18 protein-coding genes are annotated in these 18,719 nt (G+C 66.8%); 7 read left to right on the top strand and 11 right to left on the bottom strand.

Annotation, left to right across the window (positions count from 1 at the left end):
* Positions 1–26: 26 nt before the first annotated feature.
* The 8 genes from cysC to ACOGXE_RS01365 form a co-directional block, all read right to left on the bottom strand.
* The gene (gene cysC / locus ACOGXE_RS01400; RefSeq protein ID WP_419932178.1) at positions 27–641 is read right to left on the bottom strand and encodes an adenylyl-sulfate kinase; all 615 of its coding nucleotides are present in this window, start codon (positions 639–641) and stop codon (positions 27–29) included.
* The gene (gene cysN / locus ACOGXE_RS01395; RefSeq protein ID WP_419932176.1) at positions 638–2,506 is read right to left on the bottom strand and encodes a sulfate adenylyltransferase subunit CysN; all 1,869 of its coding nucleotides are present in this window, start codon (positions 2,504–2,506) and stop codon (positions 638–640) included. The genes cysC and cysN overlap by 4 nt, the downstream gene beginning before the upstream one ends.
* Positions 2,506–3,429, bottom strand: a complete 924-nt coding sequence (gene cysD / locus ACOGXE_RS01390; RefSeq protein ID WP_419932175.1) for a sulfate adenylyltransferase subunit CysD — start codon at positions 3,427–3,429, stop codon at positions 2,506–2,508. Before cysD ends, cysN begins: the two co-directional genes overlap by 1 nt.
* A complete protein-coding gene (locus ACOGXE_RS01385) occupies positions 3,426–5,723 on the bottom strand; it encodes an SDR family NAD(P)-dependent oxidoreductase (protein ID WP_419932174.1) in 2,298 nt (765 codons plus the stop codon). Before ACOGXE_RS01385 ends, cysD begins: the two co-directional genes overlap by 4 nt.
* A gap of 24 nt (positions 5,724–5,747) precedes the next feature.
* Positions 5,748–6,944 (bottom strand): DUF1214 domain-containing protein, encoded by a 1,197-nt coding sequence (locus tag ACOGXE_RS01380; RefSeq protein WP_419932173.1) that lies wholly within the window; start codon positions 6,942–6,944, stop codon positions 5,748–5,750.
* Between the two features lie 39 nt (positions 6,945–6,983).
* Positions 6,984–7,733: a sulfotransferase family protein gene (locus ACOGXE_RS01375; RefSeq protein WP_419932172.1), complete on the bottom strand. Its 750-nt coding sequence runs from the start codon at positions 7,731–7,733 to the stop codon at positions 6,984–6,986.
* On the bottom strand, positions 7,724–8,689 hold the full coding sequence (locus ACOGXE_RS01370; protein ID WP_419932171.1) for a sterol desaturase family protein: 966 nt from the start codon (positions 8,687–8,689) through the stop codon (positions 7,724–7,726). The genes ACOGXE_RS01375 and ACOGXE_RS01370 overlap by 10 nt, the downstream gene beginning before the upstream one ends.
* Positions 8,690–8,768: 79 nt before the next feature.
* Positions 8,769–9,335 (bottom strand): TetR/AcrR family transcriptional regulator, encoded by a 567-nt coding sequence (locus ACOGXE_RS01365; protein ID WP_419932170.1) that lies wholly within the window; start codon positions 9,333–9,335, stop codon positions 8,769–8,771.
* A gap of 71 nt (positions 9,336–9,406) precedes the next feature.
* Here ACOGXE_RS01365 and ACOGXE_RS01360 point away from each other — a divergent pair, with 71 nt between their 5' ends.
* From ACOGXE_RS01360 to ACOGXE_RS01345, 4 genes are all read left to right on the top strand, one after another.
* Positions 9,407–9,862, top strand: coding sequence for a cupin domain-containing protein (locus ACOGXE_RS01360; protein WP_419932169.1), 456 nt, complete (start codon positions 9,407–9,409; stop codon positions 9,860–9,862).
* A complete protein-coding gene (locus ACOGXE_RS01355; RefSeq protein WP_419932168.1) occupies positions 9,862–10,251 on the top strand; it encodes a hypothetical protein in 390 nt (129 codons plus the stop codon). Before ACOGXE_RS01360 ends, ACOGXE_RS01355 begins: the two co-directional genes overlap by 1 nt.
* 15 nt (positions 10,252–10,266) lie before the next feature.
* Positions 10,267–11,397: a methyltransferase domain-containing protein gene (locus ACOGXE_RS01350; protein ID WP_419932167.1), complete on the top strand. Its 1,131-nt coding sequence runs from the start codon at positions 10,267–10,269 to the stop codon at positions 11,395–11,397.
* 91 nt (positions 11,398–11,488) lie between these two features.
* Complete coding sequence (locus tag ACOGXE_RS01345) at positions 11,489–11,911, top strand: DUF1330 domain-containing protein (protein ID WP_419932166.1); 423 nt, start codon at positions 11,489–11,491, stop codon at positions 11,909–11,911.
* A 30-nt stretch (positions 11,912–11,941) separates the two neighbouring features.
* Here ACOGXE_RS01345 and ACOGXE_RS01340 read toward each other — a convergent pair whose 3' ends face one another.
* A complete protein-coding gene (locus tag ACOGXE_RS01340) occupies positions 11,942–13,045 on the bottom strand; it encodes a zinc-binding dehydrogenase (protein WP_419932165.1) in 1,104 nt (367 codons plus the stop codon).
* A gap of 71 nt (positions 13,046–13,116) precedes the next feature.
* Between ACOGXE_RS01340 and ACOGXE_RS01335 the strand changes: the two genes are divergently transcribed.
* The 3 genes from ACOGXE_RS01335 (at position 13,117) to ACOGXE_RS01325 (ending at position 16,664) form a co-directional block, all read left to right on the top strand.
* The gene (locus tag ACOGXE_RS01335; RefSeq protein ID WP_419932164.1) at positions 13,117–13,518 is read left to right on the top strand and encodes a heavy metal-responsive transcriptional regulator; all 402 of its coding nucleotides are present in this window, start codon (positions 13,117–13,119) and stop codon (positions 13,516–13,518) included.
* 70 nt (positions 13,519–13,588) lie between these two features.
* Positions 13,589–15,745: a heavy metal translocating P-type ATPase gene (locus ACOGXE_RS01330; RefSeq protein ID WP_419933459.1), complete on the top strand. Its 2,157-nt coding sequence runs from the start codon at positions 13,589–13,591 to the stop codon at positions 15,743–15,745.
* Positions 15,746–15,749: 4 nt separating this feature from the next.
* Positions 15,750–16,664 carry an oxidoreductase gene (locus ACOGXE_RS01325; protein WP_419932163.1) on the top strand — a complete coding sequence of 305 codons (915 nt, stop codon included), beginning with the start codon at positions 15,750–15,752 and terminating at the stop codon, positions 16,662–16,664.
* 83 nt (positions 16,665–16,747) lie between these two features.
* On the opposite strand, the gene ACOGXE_RS01320 is transcribed toward ACOGXE_RS01325, so the two are convergent.
* Complete coding sequence (locus ACOGXE_RS01320) at positions 16,748–18,124, bottom strand: hypothetical protein (protein WP_419932162.1); 1,377 nt, start codon at positions 18,122–18,124, stop codon at positions 16,748–16,750.
* 88 nt (positions 18,125–18,212) lie between these two features.
* Positions 18,213–18,623, bottom strand: coding sequence for a rhodanese-like domain-containing protein (locus tag ACOGXE_RS01315; protein ID WP_419932161.1), 411 nt, complete (start codon positions 18,621–18,623; stop codon positions 18,213–18,215).
* Positions 18,624–18,719 lie beyond the last annotated feature (96 nt).

Here is an 18,719-nt window from a genome sequence, read left to right as displayed (position 1 = left end):
GGCTGTCGGCAAGATCCCTCTTGCCGTCACTCCAGGCCGAGTGGCAAGGCGGCGAGGAGCTGGGCGATGCAGGCGTCGAGCGGCTGGGAGGTGTCGACGGTGATCTCGGGGGAGGGCGGCGGTTCGTAGGGGGCCGAGATGCCGCTGAAGTCACCGATCTCGCCGGCGCGGGCCTTCACATACAGGCCCTTGGGGTCGCGGGCTTCGCAGACCTCCAGCGGCGTGTCGACGTACACCTCGCAGAAGGCGCCGTCGGGATGGATCGCGCGCACCTGGTCGCGGTCGGCGACGTAGGGCGAGATGAACGCTGTCAGCACGACGATGCCGGCGTCGGTGAACAGGCGGCACACCTCGCCGATGCGGCGGATGTTCTCGGTGCGGTCCTCCGGCGAGAAGCCGAGGTCACGGTTCAGGCCGAAGCGGATGTTGTCGCCATCGAGCACGTACGCCGCAATGCCGCGCCGCAGCAGTGCTTCCTCCAGAGCGAACGCCAAGGTCGACTTTCCGCTGCCCGACAGGCCGGTGAACCACACCGTCATGGCGCGATGGCCGAAGTGCGCCTCGCGGTCGGCTCCGGTCACCCGCCCTTCAGCCCGCACGATGTTGCGCGACACCGGCTCGTTCTCGGAACCCTCGCTCACGGGGTACTCGGTCCCCGCAGAAAGCCGCGCTCGGTGAGCATGCGCAGGATTGCCTCGACGCACTCGTCCACACTCTGGGCGGACGTGTCGACGCGCAGGTCGGCGTCGGTTGGCCGGTCATAGCGAGCCGATACGCCGGGGAAGCGCGGAATCTCTCCCTGATCGGCCATCGCGTACAGGCCGTGGGGATCACGCTCGCGGCACACCTCGATGGGCGTGTCCACGAACACCTCCACGTAACGATCCGCACCCACGAGATCACGTGCGCGTTGTCGAACCACGTGATCGGGTGCCACCAGCGCGGCGATGGCGATCAGCCCCTGGCCGTTCGCGAGCCGTGCAACCTCTGACACCCGGCGCAGGTTCTCCGAGCGTTCCTGGGTGCTGAACCCCAGGTCACGGGAGATGCCCATGCGGACGTTCTCACCGTCAAGGCGGATCGACACCTTGCCCCGATCAAACAGCTCCCGCTCCAGCGCCGTGGCCAGCGTGGACTTGCCGGCCGCGGTGAGGCCCGTCAGCAGGATGGTGCACGGCTGCTGGCCGAAGCGGATGGCCCGTTCCGCATCGCTGATCTCCGAGCGCTGGCGCACGAGCGCCGCATCGGGCGTGCGGTCCCACGCCGAGGCCGCCCCGATGATCATGCCCGCGGCCACCGTTGCGTTGGTGAGTCGGTCGACGAGCACGAATGAACCCGTCGCCCGGTTGGCGCTGTACGAATCGAACGCGAGCTCCCGGTCAGACGTGATGACGCAGTGCCCGATGTCATTGAGCCCGAGGCCCGGTGCCTGTTCCTGTGAGCCGGTGTTGATGTCGACTCGATGCCGGATGCTGCGAATCGCGCAGTTCGACACCGCGTTGGCCGTCTGGAGCAGGAAGGAGGTGCCCGGCTCGGCCGCGGTTTCGGCCATCCACACCACCATGGCGTCGAGATCGTGTGCCCGCTGCGGCTCGCTGCCGGGGGCCACCAGCAGATCGCCTCGGCTGATGTCGATCTCGTCTGCGAGCGTCACAGTCACCGCCCTCCCCGGCCCGGCGACTTCGAGGTCGCCGTCGAGGGTTGCGATCCGTTCCACGGCCGAGCTGAGTCCCGACGGCAACGCCACCACCTCATCACCCGGCCGGAGCGTTCCTGAGGCGATCGTGCCGGCATACCCACGGAAGCTCGCATCCGGGCGAGCGACCAACTGCACCGGCATGCGGAAGTGCACGGTGTCGACCGCGGTGTCAACGTCGACCGTCTCGAGGTGCTCCAGCAGCGGCGGCCCGTCGAACCAACCCAGATTGTCGCTGGCGTTGACGACGTTGTCGCCCAGCAGCGCCGACATCGGCAGGAAGTACGGCTCGCCGAACCCGAGCGCTTTGGCGAACGAGCGGTAGTTCTCGCAGATCTCGGTGAACCGATCCTGCGACCAGCCGATGAGGTCCATCTTGTTGACCGCCACCACCACCTGGCGGATGCCCAGCAGGCTGGCGATGTGGCTGTGGCGCTTGGTCTGGGGCAGCACACCGTGGCGGGCGTCGATCAGGATGACCGCGAGGTCGCAGGTCGAGGCGCCGGTCGCCATGTTGCGCGTGTACTGGGGGTGCCCAGGGGTATCGGCGATGATGAACTTCCGCCTGGCCGTGGAGAAGTAGCGGTACGCCACGTCAATGGTGATGCCCTGCTCGCGCTCGGCGCGCAGGCCGTCCATCAGCAGCGCCAGGTCGACTTGGTCGCCCGCTGAGCCGTGGGTCGCCGAGTCTGCGGCCAAGCCGGCCAGTACATCCTCGTAGATCAGCTGCGAGTCATGCAGCAGCCGGCCGATCAGGGTCGACTTCCCGTCGTCCACGCTGCCGCAGGTCAACAGGCGCAGCAGATCCATCAGAAGTAGCCCTCGCGCTTCTTCTGCTCCATGGAGCCCGACTGGTCGAAGTCGATCACCCGGCCTTCCCGCTCAGAACGGGTGGCGGCCAGCATCTCGCCGATGATCTCCGGCAGCGTGGTGGCGGCCGACTCGATCGCACCCGACAGCGGGTAGCAGCCCAGCGTGCGGAACCGGACCAACCGCTGCTCGACCGTCTCGCCCTCCTCGAACACGAACCGGTCGTCGTCCACCATGATCAGCACGCCCTCGCGCTCCACCACGGGCCGCTCGGCGGCGAAGTACAGCGGCACGATGGGGATGTTCTCGAGGTGGATGTACTGCCACACGTCGAGTTCGGTCCAGTTGCTCATCGGGAACACCCGGATGGACTCGCCCTTGTTGACCCGGCCGTTGTAGAGGTTCCACAGCTCGGGCCGCTGATTCTTCGGATCCCAGCGATGGTGGGCGTCACGGAAGCTGAAGACCCGCTCCTTGGCCCGTGATTTCTCCTCGTCGCGCCGGGCGCCCCCGAACGCTGCGTCGAACCCGCCCGCGTCCAGCGCCTGCCGCAAGGCCTGGGTCTTCATGATGTCGGTGTAGTTCTTCGAGCCGTGGTCGAACGGGTTGATGCCTTGGGCGACCCCGTCGGCGTTGGTGTGGACGATCAGCTCGAAGCCGATCTCGGCGGCCATCCGCTGCCGGAATGAGATCATCTCCCGAAACTTCCACGTCGTGTCCACATGCAGGAGCGGGAACGGGATGCGGCCGGGGAAGAACGCCTTGCGGGCCAGGTGCAGCAGCACCGAGGAGTCCTTGCCGATCGAGTAGAGCATGACGGGCCGCTCGCATTGGGCAACCACCTCGCGCATGATGTGGATCGCCTCGGCCTCCAGCTGCTCCAGATGGGTCAACCGCAGCTCCGCCGGCAGGGTTGGGCTCATCGGATACCTCGCGACTCCTCGAGGAGGACTTGGCTCGCGTCCCACAGCTTGGTGCCATTCGCTGGGTCCGATGCGCGTTCGGATACCTGCTTGCGGTGCATCAGGTGCAGGTAGAGACCGGTGGAGCCGCCGGCCTCGGGAGCGCAGCAGAGGTAGATGACCGGGTCGATGGCATCCGCAGGCGACCGGAACAGCCGTCGCAGCACCGGATCGACGATCGGCTTCAGCATCGGCGGGGCCTCGCGGGCGATGTTCGTTGCGACGCCGCCCGGGCACAGCGAGTGCACGGCGACCTCTACGCCGTCGCCGGGATTGAGGCGGCGTGACAGCTCGGTGGCGTACGTGCAGAGCGCCAGCTTGCTCAGGCCGTAGTGCCGCATGGCGTCCTTCATGCCGTACGGGGTGAAGGCGCCGAGACGCTCGATGTCGAGGTCAGCGCTGGAGCGGTGCGCTTCTGAGGAGACGAACACGATCCTCGGGGTGTCGCCGCCGGCCCGCGACGGGTCGATCACGCCGTCGGCCAACCAACGGTCGATCATGACGCGGTTCGCCAGGAAATGGACGGCGAGCATGGTGTCATAGCCCTGCGGAGACTGCCTCGCGACAGGGGTCATGAGGCCGGCGTTCATGAGTGCGATGTCGAGGCGGGCGCCGCGGTCACGCAGCTCATCGCAGCAGCGATGAACCGACCGGAGATCGGCGATGTCCACCTCGACCAGCTCGACGCTTTCCGAGCCGGACTCCCGCTTGATCTCGTCGCAGATTGTGTCGTGACCCGGGCGGCACGCCAGGATCATCCTGCCGCCACGCCGGGCGAGCTCGACGGCGGCAGCCCTGCCCAGCCCGCTGTTGGCACCGGTCACCAGGCACGTCTTGCCGTCGATCCGAACGTCGTCGGGGACCGGTTCGACATCGGGGGCCTTCGGGTTGCGCAGGTCGCGGACGGCGGTCACCAAGGCTCCGACGAAGCCGCTGTCTCCGAGCCCACGTTCCGGCTGCTCCTCGGCTACAGGCTGCACGTCGTCACGCTGCTCGGCGGAGCGGCCCTGGTCGCTCTCAATGGGGATTGCGTAGGCCTCGCGGTAGGCCGCGAACGTCTCGTCGACCGTGTCGTCGGTCAAGCCGAAGTCCTCGAGCCGGTAGTCGTGCCTGCCGAAGCGGTTCTTCGGGTTCGCCTCCAGGTACTGCGTGGTCGCCCCCGATGCGCGTTCGTCGAAGGGGATTCCTGCGTGCTCGCAGATGCGCCGGACCTCGGCGATCGGGTCGGCCATGAGGTCGTAGTACGACACGTCGATGAACTGTTCGGGCGGGGACTCGGCTCGAACTGCCGTCGCCCGCTCCACCATCCGGTGCGTCTTGGCACACCAGTGGCGGCCGATCTCGGCCGGACCGACCTGATCGCTGAACATGCCGCGCCCGTGGGCGACCATGCTGCAGAACGAGGCGAGCGCGATGCGCGGATCTCGATGGGTCTGCACAACAGTGGCGCCCTCGAACACGCGCAGGAGCACGTCGAGATGCTCGAGGTGGTGCGGGGTCTTGAGCACCCACCTACCGCCGGGCCGCTGCCACGACAGCACCTGCAGCACCCGCCGGAGATACTCGTACGCCGGGGTCTGGTCCTGGGATTCCAGCCAGCGGGCGTAGGTCGGCACATGCATCGTCGCCTCGGCCGACTGGCTCATGAAGCACAGGTCCAGCAGCAGGACGTCTTCCTCTGGCTCGTCATGGCCGATCGGGTGGATGGCCATGAACTCGGGCGCCAGGTACGAAATCGACCTCTGAGCGAGCACCGCCTGCCGCTTGCGTGCCCGTTCGGCGCGGTCGCTGTCTGGGGCGCCCGGCACCGGCATCAGGGCCTCGGCGCCGGAGAGGCCGCGGAAGTCCGGATGGGAGATCAGCAGCCGATGCAGCAGGGTGGTGCCGGTGCGCTGCAGGCCAGTGATCACGATGATGTTGCCAAGGTCGATGTCGGCGATCTCGGGATGTCGCTGCAGCAGCTCTTCGATCCGCAGCCGCTGCGTCAGCGCCCCGGTGAGGCGGGACCGCTGAATCAGGCGGCCGGTCGCGCTCAGGCGGGCTTCGGCGTTGATCGAGGTGACCAGCACCTCCAGCGCCTCGGCGTGACCGTCGTCGCCGAAGTCGCTGAGGCCGGTCTTGCGGCGCGCAGCCTCACGCAGCGCCTCAGCGTCCAAGCGGTCAGACAGACCAAGATTCGAACCGGCCCGGCCGAGCCGGTTGAGGAGCCTGACCGGGGCGGGGCGGAAGGGGTGCTCGTAGTCGGTCGAGGTCACCGCGCCGCTCCAGTGCCTGCGGGATCAGCCACGGTGCAGTCCCGCAAGGCTGGCGTGCTTGACCACCCGGCAGCCAGGCTGGGGGTGCTCGGCGGCACGTACCCAGCGGAAGCACATCGTTCCCGAAGTGTGCCCTGCGGTGTCGATCCAGTTCGGCAGGCCGGGATCGGCGTGGGCTACCACTATCCGCACAGAGCCGTCGGCCTCGTAGCTGGCGAGGTGATTGTTGGTGTGGATGGTGTAGTGGCGGTAGTCCAGCGACTCCATCCAGTAGTTGTTGAGCTGGAAGTTCCAGAGCTCGCAGTCGGGCGGCGTGGCCTCGATCACCAGCGCTTCGTCAGGCTCGAGCGCCCAGTGGCTGTGGTAGTAGGCGATGTTGGGGTCCCCGCCGGCCGCGAGTGACACGTCCGGGTCGAACCGGGGCAGCTCGTTGGTGTGTTTCTGGAAGTCGCGCGCCCATTTCGCGAACAGCAGGGGCGCTCCCATCACCAGCGAGCCGGCGTTGCGGAGCCCGTCATCGAGCGCCTTCGCCGTCAGATGGGACGCACGAGCCTCGACGGGAGCGCAGTTGATGCGCTCGATGGTGAGCTCGGCAGGAGTCTCGGCGTTGCGGTCGCCGTAGGTCTGGCGCACCACGAGCACGCCTGTCTCAGCAGTCATCGGCAGCCAGTTGCCCTCGTGCGGCGTGCTGCTGAGCACCAATTCGAAGTGCCCGTCCGCGTCCATGTCGATGTCGTCGGATTCGAGGTAGCCGGTGGGGGGCAGGCCGCCGCCTTGGCCGTAGTGGCCGGCCTGGGTGCCGAAGCTCAGGTAGGCGATGTCGTTGCGGCGGCCGGTGATCCTGTACTCGTAGTTCCCGTCCAGCCTGGCCGTCAGGTAGAAGTTGTCGGGGTTGTCTGCGCCCATCTTGGTGGTCTCGCCGACTACACGGTGCAGCACCGGCGCCTTCGGGTCGGCGTGCTCGACGAAGGCCATCAGGCCTGCTCGGGCGATGCGGCTCAGGTACCGGTAACCCTCGGCTTGGTCGAACGCATTCCGCGGCGTTCCGGGAAATTGCAGTGCAGCCCCCGCCGCCTTGAGCGAATCGCAGAACTCGTCCCACGACTGCCCGCTGGTGATCCGCTGGTCAGCCACGTCGTCGGGCGACTTGCCCCGGAGCTTCCACACCCACCCAGAGATGCCCCGAATCCCCGCGAGCAGACCGATGACGAACCTTCGCATGGCGTACGTCTACTGACTGGAGCGGGCCGACGGCAACGCTCAGTGGTTCTGCTGCGGCGCCGGCCGGAGCCGGTGGGCCGCCATGGCGTCGTAGAGCGGCAGGCTGCGTTCGTACATCTCATTCAGGCGCGGCGTCTCGGCGAGCGGCGGGTACTCGGTGCGCGGCGGCGCGATGCCGGTGCTTCGGCGCAGGTTGTCGTGCCACGGGCCAGTGCCCTCGCCGTACCAGCTCACCTCAGTGCGTTCGCCCGATTCCCACGACAGCGCCTCGGCAATGAACTCGATACCCACTGCTGCGCAGAAGGCCCGGATAGTTCCGTCGGGATCGCCGGTCAGGTCGGCGGCGTCGATGACCGGCGGGGGAGCACCGTCACGGTCTGCAATCCGGCCGAACAGCCGGTGCAGCGACTCGAACCCGACCTCTTCCCACGTGCAGTCAGGCCAGTGATGACCTAGGCCTTGGATCACCCGTCTCGGCTCGCGGATCAGGAACGTGTTGGTCATCGCTGCGAGCTTGGCCTCGTCGAGATCGTGCTCGACCGAATAGGCGAAGTCCTTGATGAACACGTTGCCCTGCCCGGCCAGCGCGGTGATCTCACTCCAGAACGCGGCGTAGGTGTGACCCGGTCGCGCCGAGACGTGCGCGTCTCGCTGCGATCGGCGGTCCTCGCCGTAGTAGTAGAGCTCGTTCCAGGGCTCGTGGAAGCACTCGAAATCGCCTCGCTGGCGCATCATCCATTCGAATGCGGTGGACACTGAGCGGGGCGTCGCCCACAGCGTCACGAACATCGAGACCGGTGAGTCAGTACGGCAGCGCCTTCGGGTGTTCCATCGTGCCAGGCACCGATCATCTCATCGAGCGGCGACTCGTAACCGCCATAGTTGCATTCGATGAACCGGTGATGGATCTGGTGGTGGAAGTCGCCCAGCTCGAACCTGGCCTGACGACCGGTCCGAGGGCCCAGCAGAAGGGCGTCGTAGCCGGTGTGAGACAGGGGTGCCCCGAGACCGTGGTGCATCATCATGAAATACAGGTGCAGCGGGTGCGACGGCAACAGGAACAGCAGCACCACGTCGGAGAACAGCACGAGATGCTCGGCGGGGTGCATCGACAGCCCTGACCACGGACTGACGTTGGTGTTTCGGTGGTGCCACGAGTGGACGTGACGGTAGGCGGGGCCGACGTGCAGCAGCCGATGATGGGCCGAGAAGTACAAAATCGACCACCAGGGGATGATCACCAGGAACGCCACGAACCAGACGGGGTTGGCGTCAAAGGAGATGAGGCGTGCGTGCCCGTTGGCGTACGCCCACAGGATCAGCGACTCGAACCCCGTCCAGATGACTACGGCCGGCACCAGGGTGAGGAACATGTTCTCGCGCACTTGGTTCCCGAACAGGAACACGCGTCGGTTTCGGCCGAACGGCCGGGCGTCATAGCGCAGGCCGGCGCCCTGGTGCCGCAGGACGTAGAACCAGACATGGAGCCCGCCGGCGACGAGCGTCACCAAGACCAGATTGCGCAGCCAGATCTCGAAGATCCAACCGAAGGCGAAGCTCTTCGTGCGCTCTGGCGACGGCATGAACCACGCCCAGACCCCGAGCGTCACCGCCAGCATGAAAAAGCGGGACCGCAGCGGCAGCCACGTGCGCATGAGGTGCTTCGTTATGGCAGCCGGCCGCGGAGGCCAGTGCAGGAACGGCGCTGAGCGCAAGGGCAGTTCGGGTGTGTAGTTCCACATCATGCGACAGTCGTCAGTATTGGACAGATGTCCAAAACAGTCAAGGCTGCCCGTCCACGCTGACCTGTCGTCTGCGGTGCGTTCAGTCGCCGAGGGCGAGGGTGATGCAGTGCTCGATGCAGCGGTTGAGTTCGTCGCGATCGGGCGAGATGACCCACCTCAGCCACATGCCGTTCTCGGTGATCATGACGTCTGTGGCCCGGCAGTCAACCTCATCCTCGCTCATCGACGGGCGAGCCCCGGCGATCAGCGCACTCAGCCGTTCGAGGTAGTGCTGGTGCAGCGCCTCGTTGATCGCCGCGATGTCGGGGCGCGACGGCGCAGCGGCCCACAACGTCAGGCGCAGCGGCAGGAAGTCCGAGTCCATGATCTCGGGCGAGAACGCCGCTCGGATGAACGCGGTGACTCGGGCGTCGGGGTCGTCGACATCGCTCACGGCAAACAGCGACACCTCGACCATGCGGTCGACCAGGAGCTGGAAGGCGCCGTTGACGAGGTCGTCCTTGTCGTCGAAGTGGTACTGGATGGAGCCGAGGGCCGCATTGGCCTCGTCGGCCACTCCGCGCATGGTCAATCCCTCGAGCCCGCTGCGGGCCATCACCGCCAAGGCAGCTTCGAGCAGCTGCTGGCGGGTCTGTGAGCCGGGCACCCAAGCGAGTGTATGTTCGGCTCCGAGACGGCCGGCAGGCAGCGTTGCCGGGGTCGGAACGGCGGTGCGCGATGGGGGAATCGCACGACGGCGGGCCCGATGTCAATGAGCCCAAGATCAATGAGCACGGTGCACAGGTCACCGAGCGGCGCATCTTCGGCTGGGATGAACTCGGCACGACTCGCTGGGACTCCGAACAGGTCGAGGCGCAGATCCTGACCGGCGAGCACATGCACATGATCCGCGCCGTCTACGAGCCGGGTGCGATCTACGAGATGCACAGCCACCCCCACGAACAGTTCAGCCTGCTGCTGTCCGGCCGCATGCGCCTGACAGTGGGCGAGGAGACCCGCGAAATCGGGCCCGGCGATGGCTGGTATGCGCCGGGCGGTGTGCCCCACGGCGGCGTGGTCCTCGGCGACGAGCCGGCTGTCTTCATCGATGTCTATTCGCCAGCCACCACCTGGATTCTTGACGTGTTCGCTGAAGGACGACGGGTCGGCGAAGATTCTGGAAAGCTGGTGTGATGGGCGAGCCCACAGCGCCGCAGGCCCAGCCGGTGGAGGGACGGAGCTTCCCGACCACGGCGCGCGGTGCGAGGCCGACGTTCTTCGACGATGACGGTGCGACCGATGCCGTTCTGGCCATCGTGACGGCGCTCGCGGCTGAGGTTTGGGCGCTGCGTGAGCGGCAGTCCACGCTGGAAGCCGTGCTGGCGCACGCCGGCATCGATGCCGCCGCTGCGATCGAGTCGTACCGGCCCGATGCCGACGAGACGGCCGCCCGTGCTGCGGATGCAGCAGCATTTGCCGGGCGCGTGTACCGCGTGTTCGAGGAGATGCGCGAGGAGGCGCTGGCCGGCGACACAGAGGACCGCTATCTCGGGGTCGTCGATCGGGCCTTCGCAGAGCTCTAGAGGGGAAACAGCCAGATGAGCCAGCAAACACATCCGCTTCTGCCCGCCGAGACGCACGACGAGACCGCCCGGGAGAGCTTCGTCCAGGCGCTGAAGTCGCACATCGCAACCCGGGTCAGCCCCGGCGTGCGAGAGATCTACGACCGGCGGGTCCGCGGACAGTGGGTCGACGATCACGGCGCAGAGCCCGCCGACCGTCACGAAGTCCGCGAAGCGCTCAGCTCCGACACCTACTACCGGCTGTGGAGCTCGGTGCGCCGATCCAGCCAGCATCTGCTGTGGAGCTCGGTCAGCGATGCCATCAGCCGCCAAGCCCCCGAGCTTGCCGAGCGTGCCCGCGCAGCCGAAGCGGGGCTCGGGTCGTTGCGCCTCGACCCCGATCTGGAGATCCCCTGGTACAACGCTGAGGTCGACATCCATGCGATGCCAGGCGGCTACAGGGGCGAGTACATGGACGACGACGTGTCGGTGGGGGCGCTATTCGACCGGGGCGTCTACGTGTACGCCATGGGCCAGATGGGCGCCCTCAACGACGACTACGGGCAGTCCGTCTGCAAGAACTTCCTGGCGGTCTCGTACCCCGAGTTCTCGCCCCGCCGGATTCTCGACATGGGCTGCACCTCCGGCAATTCGACGCTGCCCTATGTGGACGCGTTTCCCGACGCCGAGGTCCACGCCATTGACCTGGGCGCGCCGGTGCTGCGGTACGCCCACGCGAGGGCCGAGTCGCTCGGACGGGCCGTGCACTTCTCCCAGCAGAATGCTGAGTGCACCGATTTTCCCGACGGCCATTTCGATCTGATCGTGTCGCACATTGTGATCCACGAGATGTCGCCGGCAGCGCTGCGCAGGGCCCTGGCCGAGTGCCGCCGGCTGCTGGCCCCTGGCGGGCTCATGGTGCACGCCGACTTCGCCGGGTACGCCGGGGTCGACCCCGTCACCCAGGCGATGATCGACTGGGACACCTACTACAACCACGAGCCGTTCTGGGGCCCGATGCGCGACATGGACCTCGTGGCAGAGTCGGTCAGTGCCGGCTTCGACGACGGCGCCGTCGAGCTCACATCAGTGCCGACGGGGCGGGTGCTGCAGACAGGCAAGCAGCAGAAGACGGGGCAGCTCACGTTGCTCGTCGGTCGAACCTGACCTGCTTGTGACGAAGCAGTCCAGCCCGCCCGCTCGGTCTGTGCAGCCTCACGTAGTTGACTGATGGAGCCGACGACAGGAGGGTGACCTGATGGAGGTCGTCAACGAAGTGATGCCCACGAGGCCCGAGCGCATCGACGAGATGATGCAGCCCGGTCCCGACGGGCCGATCTACATGGTCAACCTGCTGAAGTTCAAGGACAAGGCCGAGTACGAAGACGGCCGCGAGACCGATCTGACCGGGTACGAGGCATACCAGCTCTATGGCCGGGCGGTGTCGCGGATCATCCAGGACTACGGCGGCGAGATCCAGTTCGCAGCGGACGTGACGTTCCTGTCGCTCGGCCAGGTCGAGGAGCTCTGGGACGAGATCGCCATCGCCAAGTACCCCAACCGGGGGGCGCTGCTGGCGATGTCGTCGTCGCAGGAGTGGCAGGAGGCGGCTGTGCACCGCACGGCCGGGCTCGCCGGTCAGCTCAACATCGAGACGGTCGCCCAGTTCGTCCGGCAGTGATGGTCGGCCCGGGCGTGTCCGGCGAGCGGCTCAGTCGTAGACGATGACGGTGCGGCCCTCGGTGCCGCTGAGCATGGCGTCGAGAGCCTGCTGCACGTCGTCGATGCGAACCCGCTTGGAGATGAGGCGGTCGACGGGCAACCGGCCGGCGAGGTAGGCAGCGCACAGGTCCTCGATGGCCTGTCCGGCGTCGGTTGCGGCGAAGTAGCTGCCCTTGACCGACTTGTGGCCTCGTGTCAGCTCGGCGCAGTTGAACGGCGTCGTCTCGGCGGTGCCCCCGATGCCCACCAGGACGAGGACACCGCCGGGTCTCACCCCGTCGATCCAGAATTGCTGGAGGCCGGGATGGCCGATGGCTTCGAACAGGACATCGGCGCCGCGACCGCCGGTCAGCTCTCGCACCGCCTCGATGGCGCCGCCGTCGCTCAGGACGAAATCCGTCGCACCGAGAGCGAGCGCCAAGTCGCGCTTTGCGGGCTCCCGGTCCACTGCGATGATGCGCTCGGCACCCGCCAGTGCCGCTCCCATGATCACGCTCAGGCCGACGCCGCCCGCTCCCACTACAGCGACCCGGTCGCCGGGGCCGACGTTGCCTTGGTGGAGGGCCGCTCCCACGCCGGTGGATACAGCGCAGCCGATCAGCGCAGCGACCTCGAACGGCACCGCGGGGTCGAGCACCGAGCAGCACGCCTGGGGGACGACCATGTGGTCGGCCCAGGTTGAGATGCCTGAGTAGTGATGGATCATCTGGTTGCCGCGTGACAGCCGGCTCGTGCCGTCCATCAAGAACCCGGCCCACAGCGGCCCGACGATCTCGCGGCACAGGTGATGCTGGCCGCGTTCGCAGTAGAAGCAGGCCTTGCAGCTCGGGATCCAGTTGAGCGCCACCCGGTCGCCGACCTGCACCTGGGTGACGTCGGGCCCGAGCGCTACGACCTCGCCTGCGCCCTCGTGTCCCAGCACGCACGGCAGATCGCCGGGGTGACGGCCGGTGACGACGTGCTGGTCGCTGTGGCAGACACCTGATGCCGCCATCTTCACCAGCACCTCGCCGGCTCGGGGCTCGTCGAGGTCCAGCGTGTCGACGCTCACCGGCCCGCCGACGCTGTTGAGCACGACTGCAGTGATCTTCATTGCCCGTCCTTCGTGGCGGGGTTCCCTTCGGCTGGAAGGTTCAATCGGGAAGGTCAGGTACGGTCGTGCAGATGAGGATCGGAGAGCTGGGAGATCGCTGCGGGGTGAGCACGAAGACGATTCGATACTACGAGTCGATCGGATTGCTGGATGAACCCGAACGCACGGCAAGCGGCTATCGCTCCTACGACGCTGATGCCGTCGGGCGGCTGCGGTTCATCCGGGATGCGCAGGCGACTGGCCTGACCCTGGCCGAGATCTCGTCGGTGCTCGAGCTCAAGAGCGCGGGCGAGCGGTCATGCGCGCACACCACGGCGCTGATCGAGGCCCATGTGGATGCCATCGACGCCCAGATCTCCCAGCTTCGCTCCGCTCGCACGGAACTGGCCGCACTGCTGAGGCGGTCCCGGGGGCTCGACCCGGCATCGTGCACCGACCCCAACCGCTGCCAGGTGATCAGCCGAGCCCGCTAAACAACTTGACTTTCCAGTCGACTGGAATCTTTAGAGTGCGTATGTGACCACGGGCACCGCCCGCGCCGAGATGGCGATCGACGGGATGACCTGTGCTGCCTGCGCCAGCCGGATCCAGAACCGGCTCGATGGGTTGGATGCTGTGGTGGCGGCGCAGGTGAACTTCGCCACGGGGCGGGCCACGATCACGCACGACGGATCGCTCGACGAGTCGTTGGTCGCGACCGAGATCGCAGCGCTGGGCTACTCGGTCATCGCTGCCGGCGACAGCGAGGCGGCCGAGAAGCGGCGCCAATCGGACCTGCTGGCCCGGTTGGTCATCGGTGCGGTGCTGACGGTGCCGTCGCTGCTGATCTCGATGATGCCAGCGCTGCAGTTCGACGGATGGGAATGGTTGGTCGCCGTGTTGGCGGCCGTCGTGATTGTGGGATCTGGATGGCCGTTTCATCGAGCGGCGGCGTTGAACCTGAGCCATGGCGCCACCACGATGGACACGCTCGTGTCGATGGGATCGCTGTCGGCGCTGGCGTGGTCGCTGGCGGTGTCCATCGCCGACATCGGCGACGGCCATGTGTACTTCGAAACCGGCGCAGTGATCGTCACGCTGATCTTGCTGGGCAAATGGCTGGAGCTTCGGGCTAAGCGCCGTTCCGGTGACGCCATCCGGGCGCTCGCCGACTTGGGCGTGCGGACGGCCCGACTGGTCGATGGCCGCGAAATTGCGCTTGCCGACCTGGCGGTCGGCATGCGGTTCGTTGTCCGGCCGGGCGAGAGGATCGCCACCGACGGCGTGGTTGTGGAGGGACGATCCGCGGTCGATGCGTCGATGGTGACCGGCGAGCCCGTGCCGGTGGAGGTGGGGCCCGGCGATGAGGTGATCGGCGCCACGATCAACGCAAATGGAGCGCTCGTCGTCGAGGCGACGAAGGTCGGCGCCGAAACGGCACTGGCTCAGATCATCCGCCTGGTGAACGAAGCGCAGGGCAGTGGTGCAGAAGTGCAACGGCTGGCCGATCGGGTGTCGGCGGTGTTCGTGCCCATCGCCATTGCCACGGCCGTCGTCACCTTGGTTGCGTGGCTGCTCCTGGGCAACGACGCCGGAGCAGCGTTCAGCGCCGCGGTGGCGGTGCTGATCATCGCTTGCCCCTGCGCTCTCGGGCTGGCGACGCCGCTGGGAATCCTCGTCGGAACTGGTCGGGGCGCTCAGCTCGGCGTCATCATCAAGGGCGGCGAGATCCTCGAGGACACGCGCTCGGTGGATGTCGTGCTGATGGACAAGACCGGCACGCTCACTGAAGGTGCGATGACACTCACCGGCGTTCATGCAGGTGAACTTCCGAGCGCCGAGCGTGATGAAGTGCATCGACTGGCTGCATCGGCCGAGTCATTGTCGTCACATCCGATCGCTCAGGCGATCGCCGGATCTGTCGGGGGCGCTGTCGATGAGCCTGTCGACGGTTCGATAAGCCCGTTGGCAGATGTGGAAGCGTTCGAGATCACGCCGGGCGCGGGTGTGACGGCGACGATTCGCGGCGTCGAGATTCGGGTGGGTCGCCGCAGCCTGTTCGACGCCGTGCCGCCAGACGTCGCGGCTTTGGCCGCCAACGCCGAGACCACAGGTGCAACGGCCGTGCTTGCTGGCCGCGGAGGTATCGCGGAGATCGTCCTGGAGGTGGCCGACCGAATCAAGCCGACCTCGGTGGAGGCAGTCGTGGCGCTCCGCCGTCAGGGTCTGGCGGTCACACTCCTCACCGGCGACAACGAGCGCACCGCGCGCACCATCGCTGCCCAGGCGGGCATCGAATCGGTGATCGCCGAGGTGTATCCCGACGACAAGGCCGCCGCCGTGCAGCGGCTCCAGACCGGCGGCAAGCGGGTGGCCATGGTGGGGGACGGCATCAATGACGCCCCGGCGCTGGCGCAGGCCGATCTCGGCATCGCTGTCGGCACCGGCACCGACGTGGCCATTGAGGCGTCTGATCTCACCGTGGTCAGCGGTGACCTGCGAGCCGTCGCCGATGCGATAGCGCTGTCACGCCGGACACTGTCGACGATCAAGGGCAACCTGTTCTGGGCCTTCGCCTACAACGCCGCGGCAATCCCGCTTGCAGCGTTGGGCATCTTGAACCCCATGATCGCCGCCGGTGCGATGGGCGTCTCGTCGCTGTTCGTAGTGACCAACAGCCTGCGTCTCCGGCGCTTTCGGGGATACCGCCAGACTGTCTGATTAAGTGACCGTCAACAAGTGGACAGAGGAAGACATCCCCGACCAGTCCGGGCGCGTGGCGATCGTGACCGGCGCCAATTCGGGGAACGGGCTGGAAACGGCCCGGGCGTTGGCCGGTCGGGGTGCTCACGTGGTGCTCGCAGTGCGGGATCTCGCCAAGGGCGAAGCAGCGGTTGTCGACATCGAGGCAAACCACCCAGCTGCTCACCTGGAACTGGTGGAGCTCGACTTGGCATTGCTGAACTCGGTGCGCAGCGCCGCCGCCGACATCCGGGAGCGATACGGACGCATCGACCTGCTCGTGAACAATGCAGGGGTCTTTCACACACCCCGCCGGCAGACAACGGACGGGTTTGAGATCCGGTTCGGCACGAATCACCTTGGGCACTTTGCGCTGACGGGCTTGCTGCTGGATCGGCTTGTCGGCACTCCGGGATCACGGATCGTCACGGTCAGCAGCAACGCGCACCGCTATCGCGCCCGCATCGACTTCGACCGCTTCGGGCTAGAGCAGGGTCGCAGCCAGTCAGCCGCCTACGGTCGTTCGAAGCTGGCGAACCTGCTGTTCACCTACGAGCTGCAGCGTCGGCTGGAGGTTGCTGGCTCGCCCGCCGTGGCGCTGGCGGCTCATCCTGGCTGGGCCGAGACAGAAATCCTGCGCCACTTCCGGGGCATCCGATTCATTGAGCCGTTGATTGGCCCCTTGCGCAACAGTGCTGCAACGGGTGCTCTCGCCACGCTGCGGGCCGCCACCGATCCAGCCGCTGCCGGAGGAGAGTTCTACGGCTCGGATGGCTGGTTCGAGATGCGCGGCCATCCAGTGCTCGTGGGTTCCAGCGACCGTTCCCGCGACGCCCAGCTGCAGTGGCGCGTGTGGGATGCGTCCGAGGACGTCACCGCAGTGACCTTCCCCATCTGACTCCAGCCGGCGAATGAAGCGAGCGTGACGATTGGCTCGCTGGCAACGGCGAGCCGACATGCGTGTTTGAATCGCGTTGGAAGCTATTCGCCGCGATCGTCGTTGAAGCAGACTTGGGCGATGTCGTCGGGGATGGTGAAGTTGTCCGCCGTGATGTCGATGCCGTGGTCGGCGAGGCAGTCGATCTGCTCATCGCTGACCTCGAACGAGCCCATGGGGGTCTCGGTGGCGAAGTCGGAGCTGTCCTCCTGCAGCGCCCGTTCCGCCAGAACCGCCGCTGTCTCCCGTAGGCGGCGTGCAGGGTCGTGCTCGGCCCAGGCAGCGTCCAATGCGTCGCCGATCTCGCCTACCGGCTCGACGAGTTGTTCCAGCATCTGGGCGGGAGTCGTGCGGTCACTCAGCCGGGTGGCGATGTCGTCGATCGGTGTGCCGAGGCGTTGGGCCAGGGCCAGCAAGGTGGCACCGCTGCTGTAGAAGCGACCGAACCCGAAGAACGAGGTGATGCCGTCGAGTTGTGCGGCGGCATCGGCGTCCAGGTCGTCGTAGAACATGAGCTCTCCGGCATGATTCGCCGAGGCGTAGGTGCTGCCGAGAGTGTCCCCGATCAGATGCTCGAGGTAGCGCGCCGAGCCTTCGATTCGTTCCTGCTGCTCGTCGAGGCCGACGCTCGGGCTGGCCTCGTGGCGGGCTGCGCGAACGGCGGTGAACTGGCGGGCCAGGCGTTCGGCTTCTGCTGCACTGGCTGCTTCGTGCGCGCTGATCAGGATGCGTCCTTCCAGCAGCACAAGTTCGAGACTTGCCTGGGAGAGGTCGTATCCCTCGAGGCTGTGGACGGTTGCATCTTCGGACCAGTTGTCGAACTGGAAGCGATGGAATGTCTCGTGTGCGAGCAGTGCTGAGAACGCTGGCGAGTCCGGCTCAGTGGCCGGGTCGCCTTGCTGGCCGATCAGCACGAAGGTGGAGGTGCCGCCGATGTCGGCGTAGAAGTCGAATGGCGCCATTGCGAACAGCGCATCGGGATCGGTCGGTTCCACGACGACAGCGGCCTCGTGGCCACCGACGTCCTGTCTCAGGATGGGGCTGCCCAGCGGATCCGGGTTCGGGTGGTTGAACGCCACCACGGCCGAGATGGCACCCTCGCGGTCAACGGAGACCAGCACTGCTGGTATGGCCGCGAGTTCATAGCCAGGCCACGCCCCGGTCGACGCCGAGACAGCGGCGTGCCATCTGTCGATCAGCAACTGCGCAGATGCCGAGGGCGACTCGGGCGCTTCGGAGGCAGCAGTGTCGTTCGCGGCAACCGCCGAGTCGGTTGGCGCCGCCGCTGTCGCTGCATCGCTCTGCGACGGCGGCGAAGTCACTGGGCCGGTGTTTTCCTCGGGACTGCTGCACGCGGCGACGAGTGCGAGCGTTAGCGACGCAAGCACGGCACCCGCGCGTGCAGCATTGCCATATGCCACGTGCGCAAGTATCACAGGCGCTCATGCAGCTTCGATGCCTGAGCGGCCGATCCGCGATGCTGAGTTGTCCGCTCGCTGGCTGAGGAGCTCAGCTGGTGACGAGGTCGAAGCCTTCTTCGAGCCAGCCGGCCTTGCCGCCGATCATCTTCTTGACCGGACGGCCAAGGCGTGCGAGCCGAGCGCCGGCCTTGTCAGCAGCATTGCAGTGGGGTCCGGCGCAGTACACGACGAACAGCGTCTGTGGCGGGTAAGCCGCCAGGGCCTCCTCGGTGATCGTTGCGTGGTACATGTGGACGGCACCGCGTATGTGGCCAGCGTCGAAGCCCGCCTGGTCGTCGTTGACGTGGAGCAGGACGAAGTCCGGCGAGCCGTGCTTCATTGACTCGTGCACGTCCCAGCAGTCGGTTTCGCACGCGAGCAGGCGCTCGAAATGCTCTGCGGCGGCCTGCGGGGAAGCGGTAGGAATCTCAGTCACGTGGCTCGTTGTCGTCATGCTCATGGGGTATCTGGATCCTCTCGTACAGCCCGGCCGGACAGTGTGTCCTCAGACGCGGCAACTCATCGTGGGCAGAAATGCCTCTCTTCGCTAAATTCC

Origin of the sequence: Candidatus Poriferisodalis sp. (genome assembly GCF_965208555.1) — a bacterium.
Lineage (GTDB): Bacteria > Actinomycetota > Acidimicrobiia > Acidimicrobiales > Poriferisodalaceae > Poriferisodalis.
This window is presented reverse-complemented; position numbering and strand designations above follow the sequence as displayed.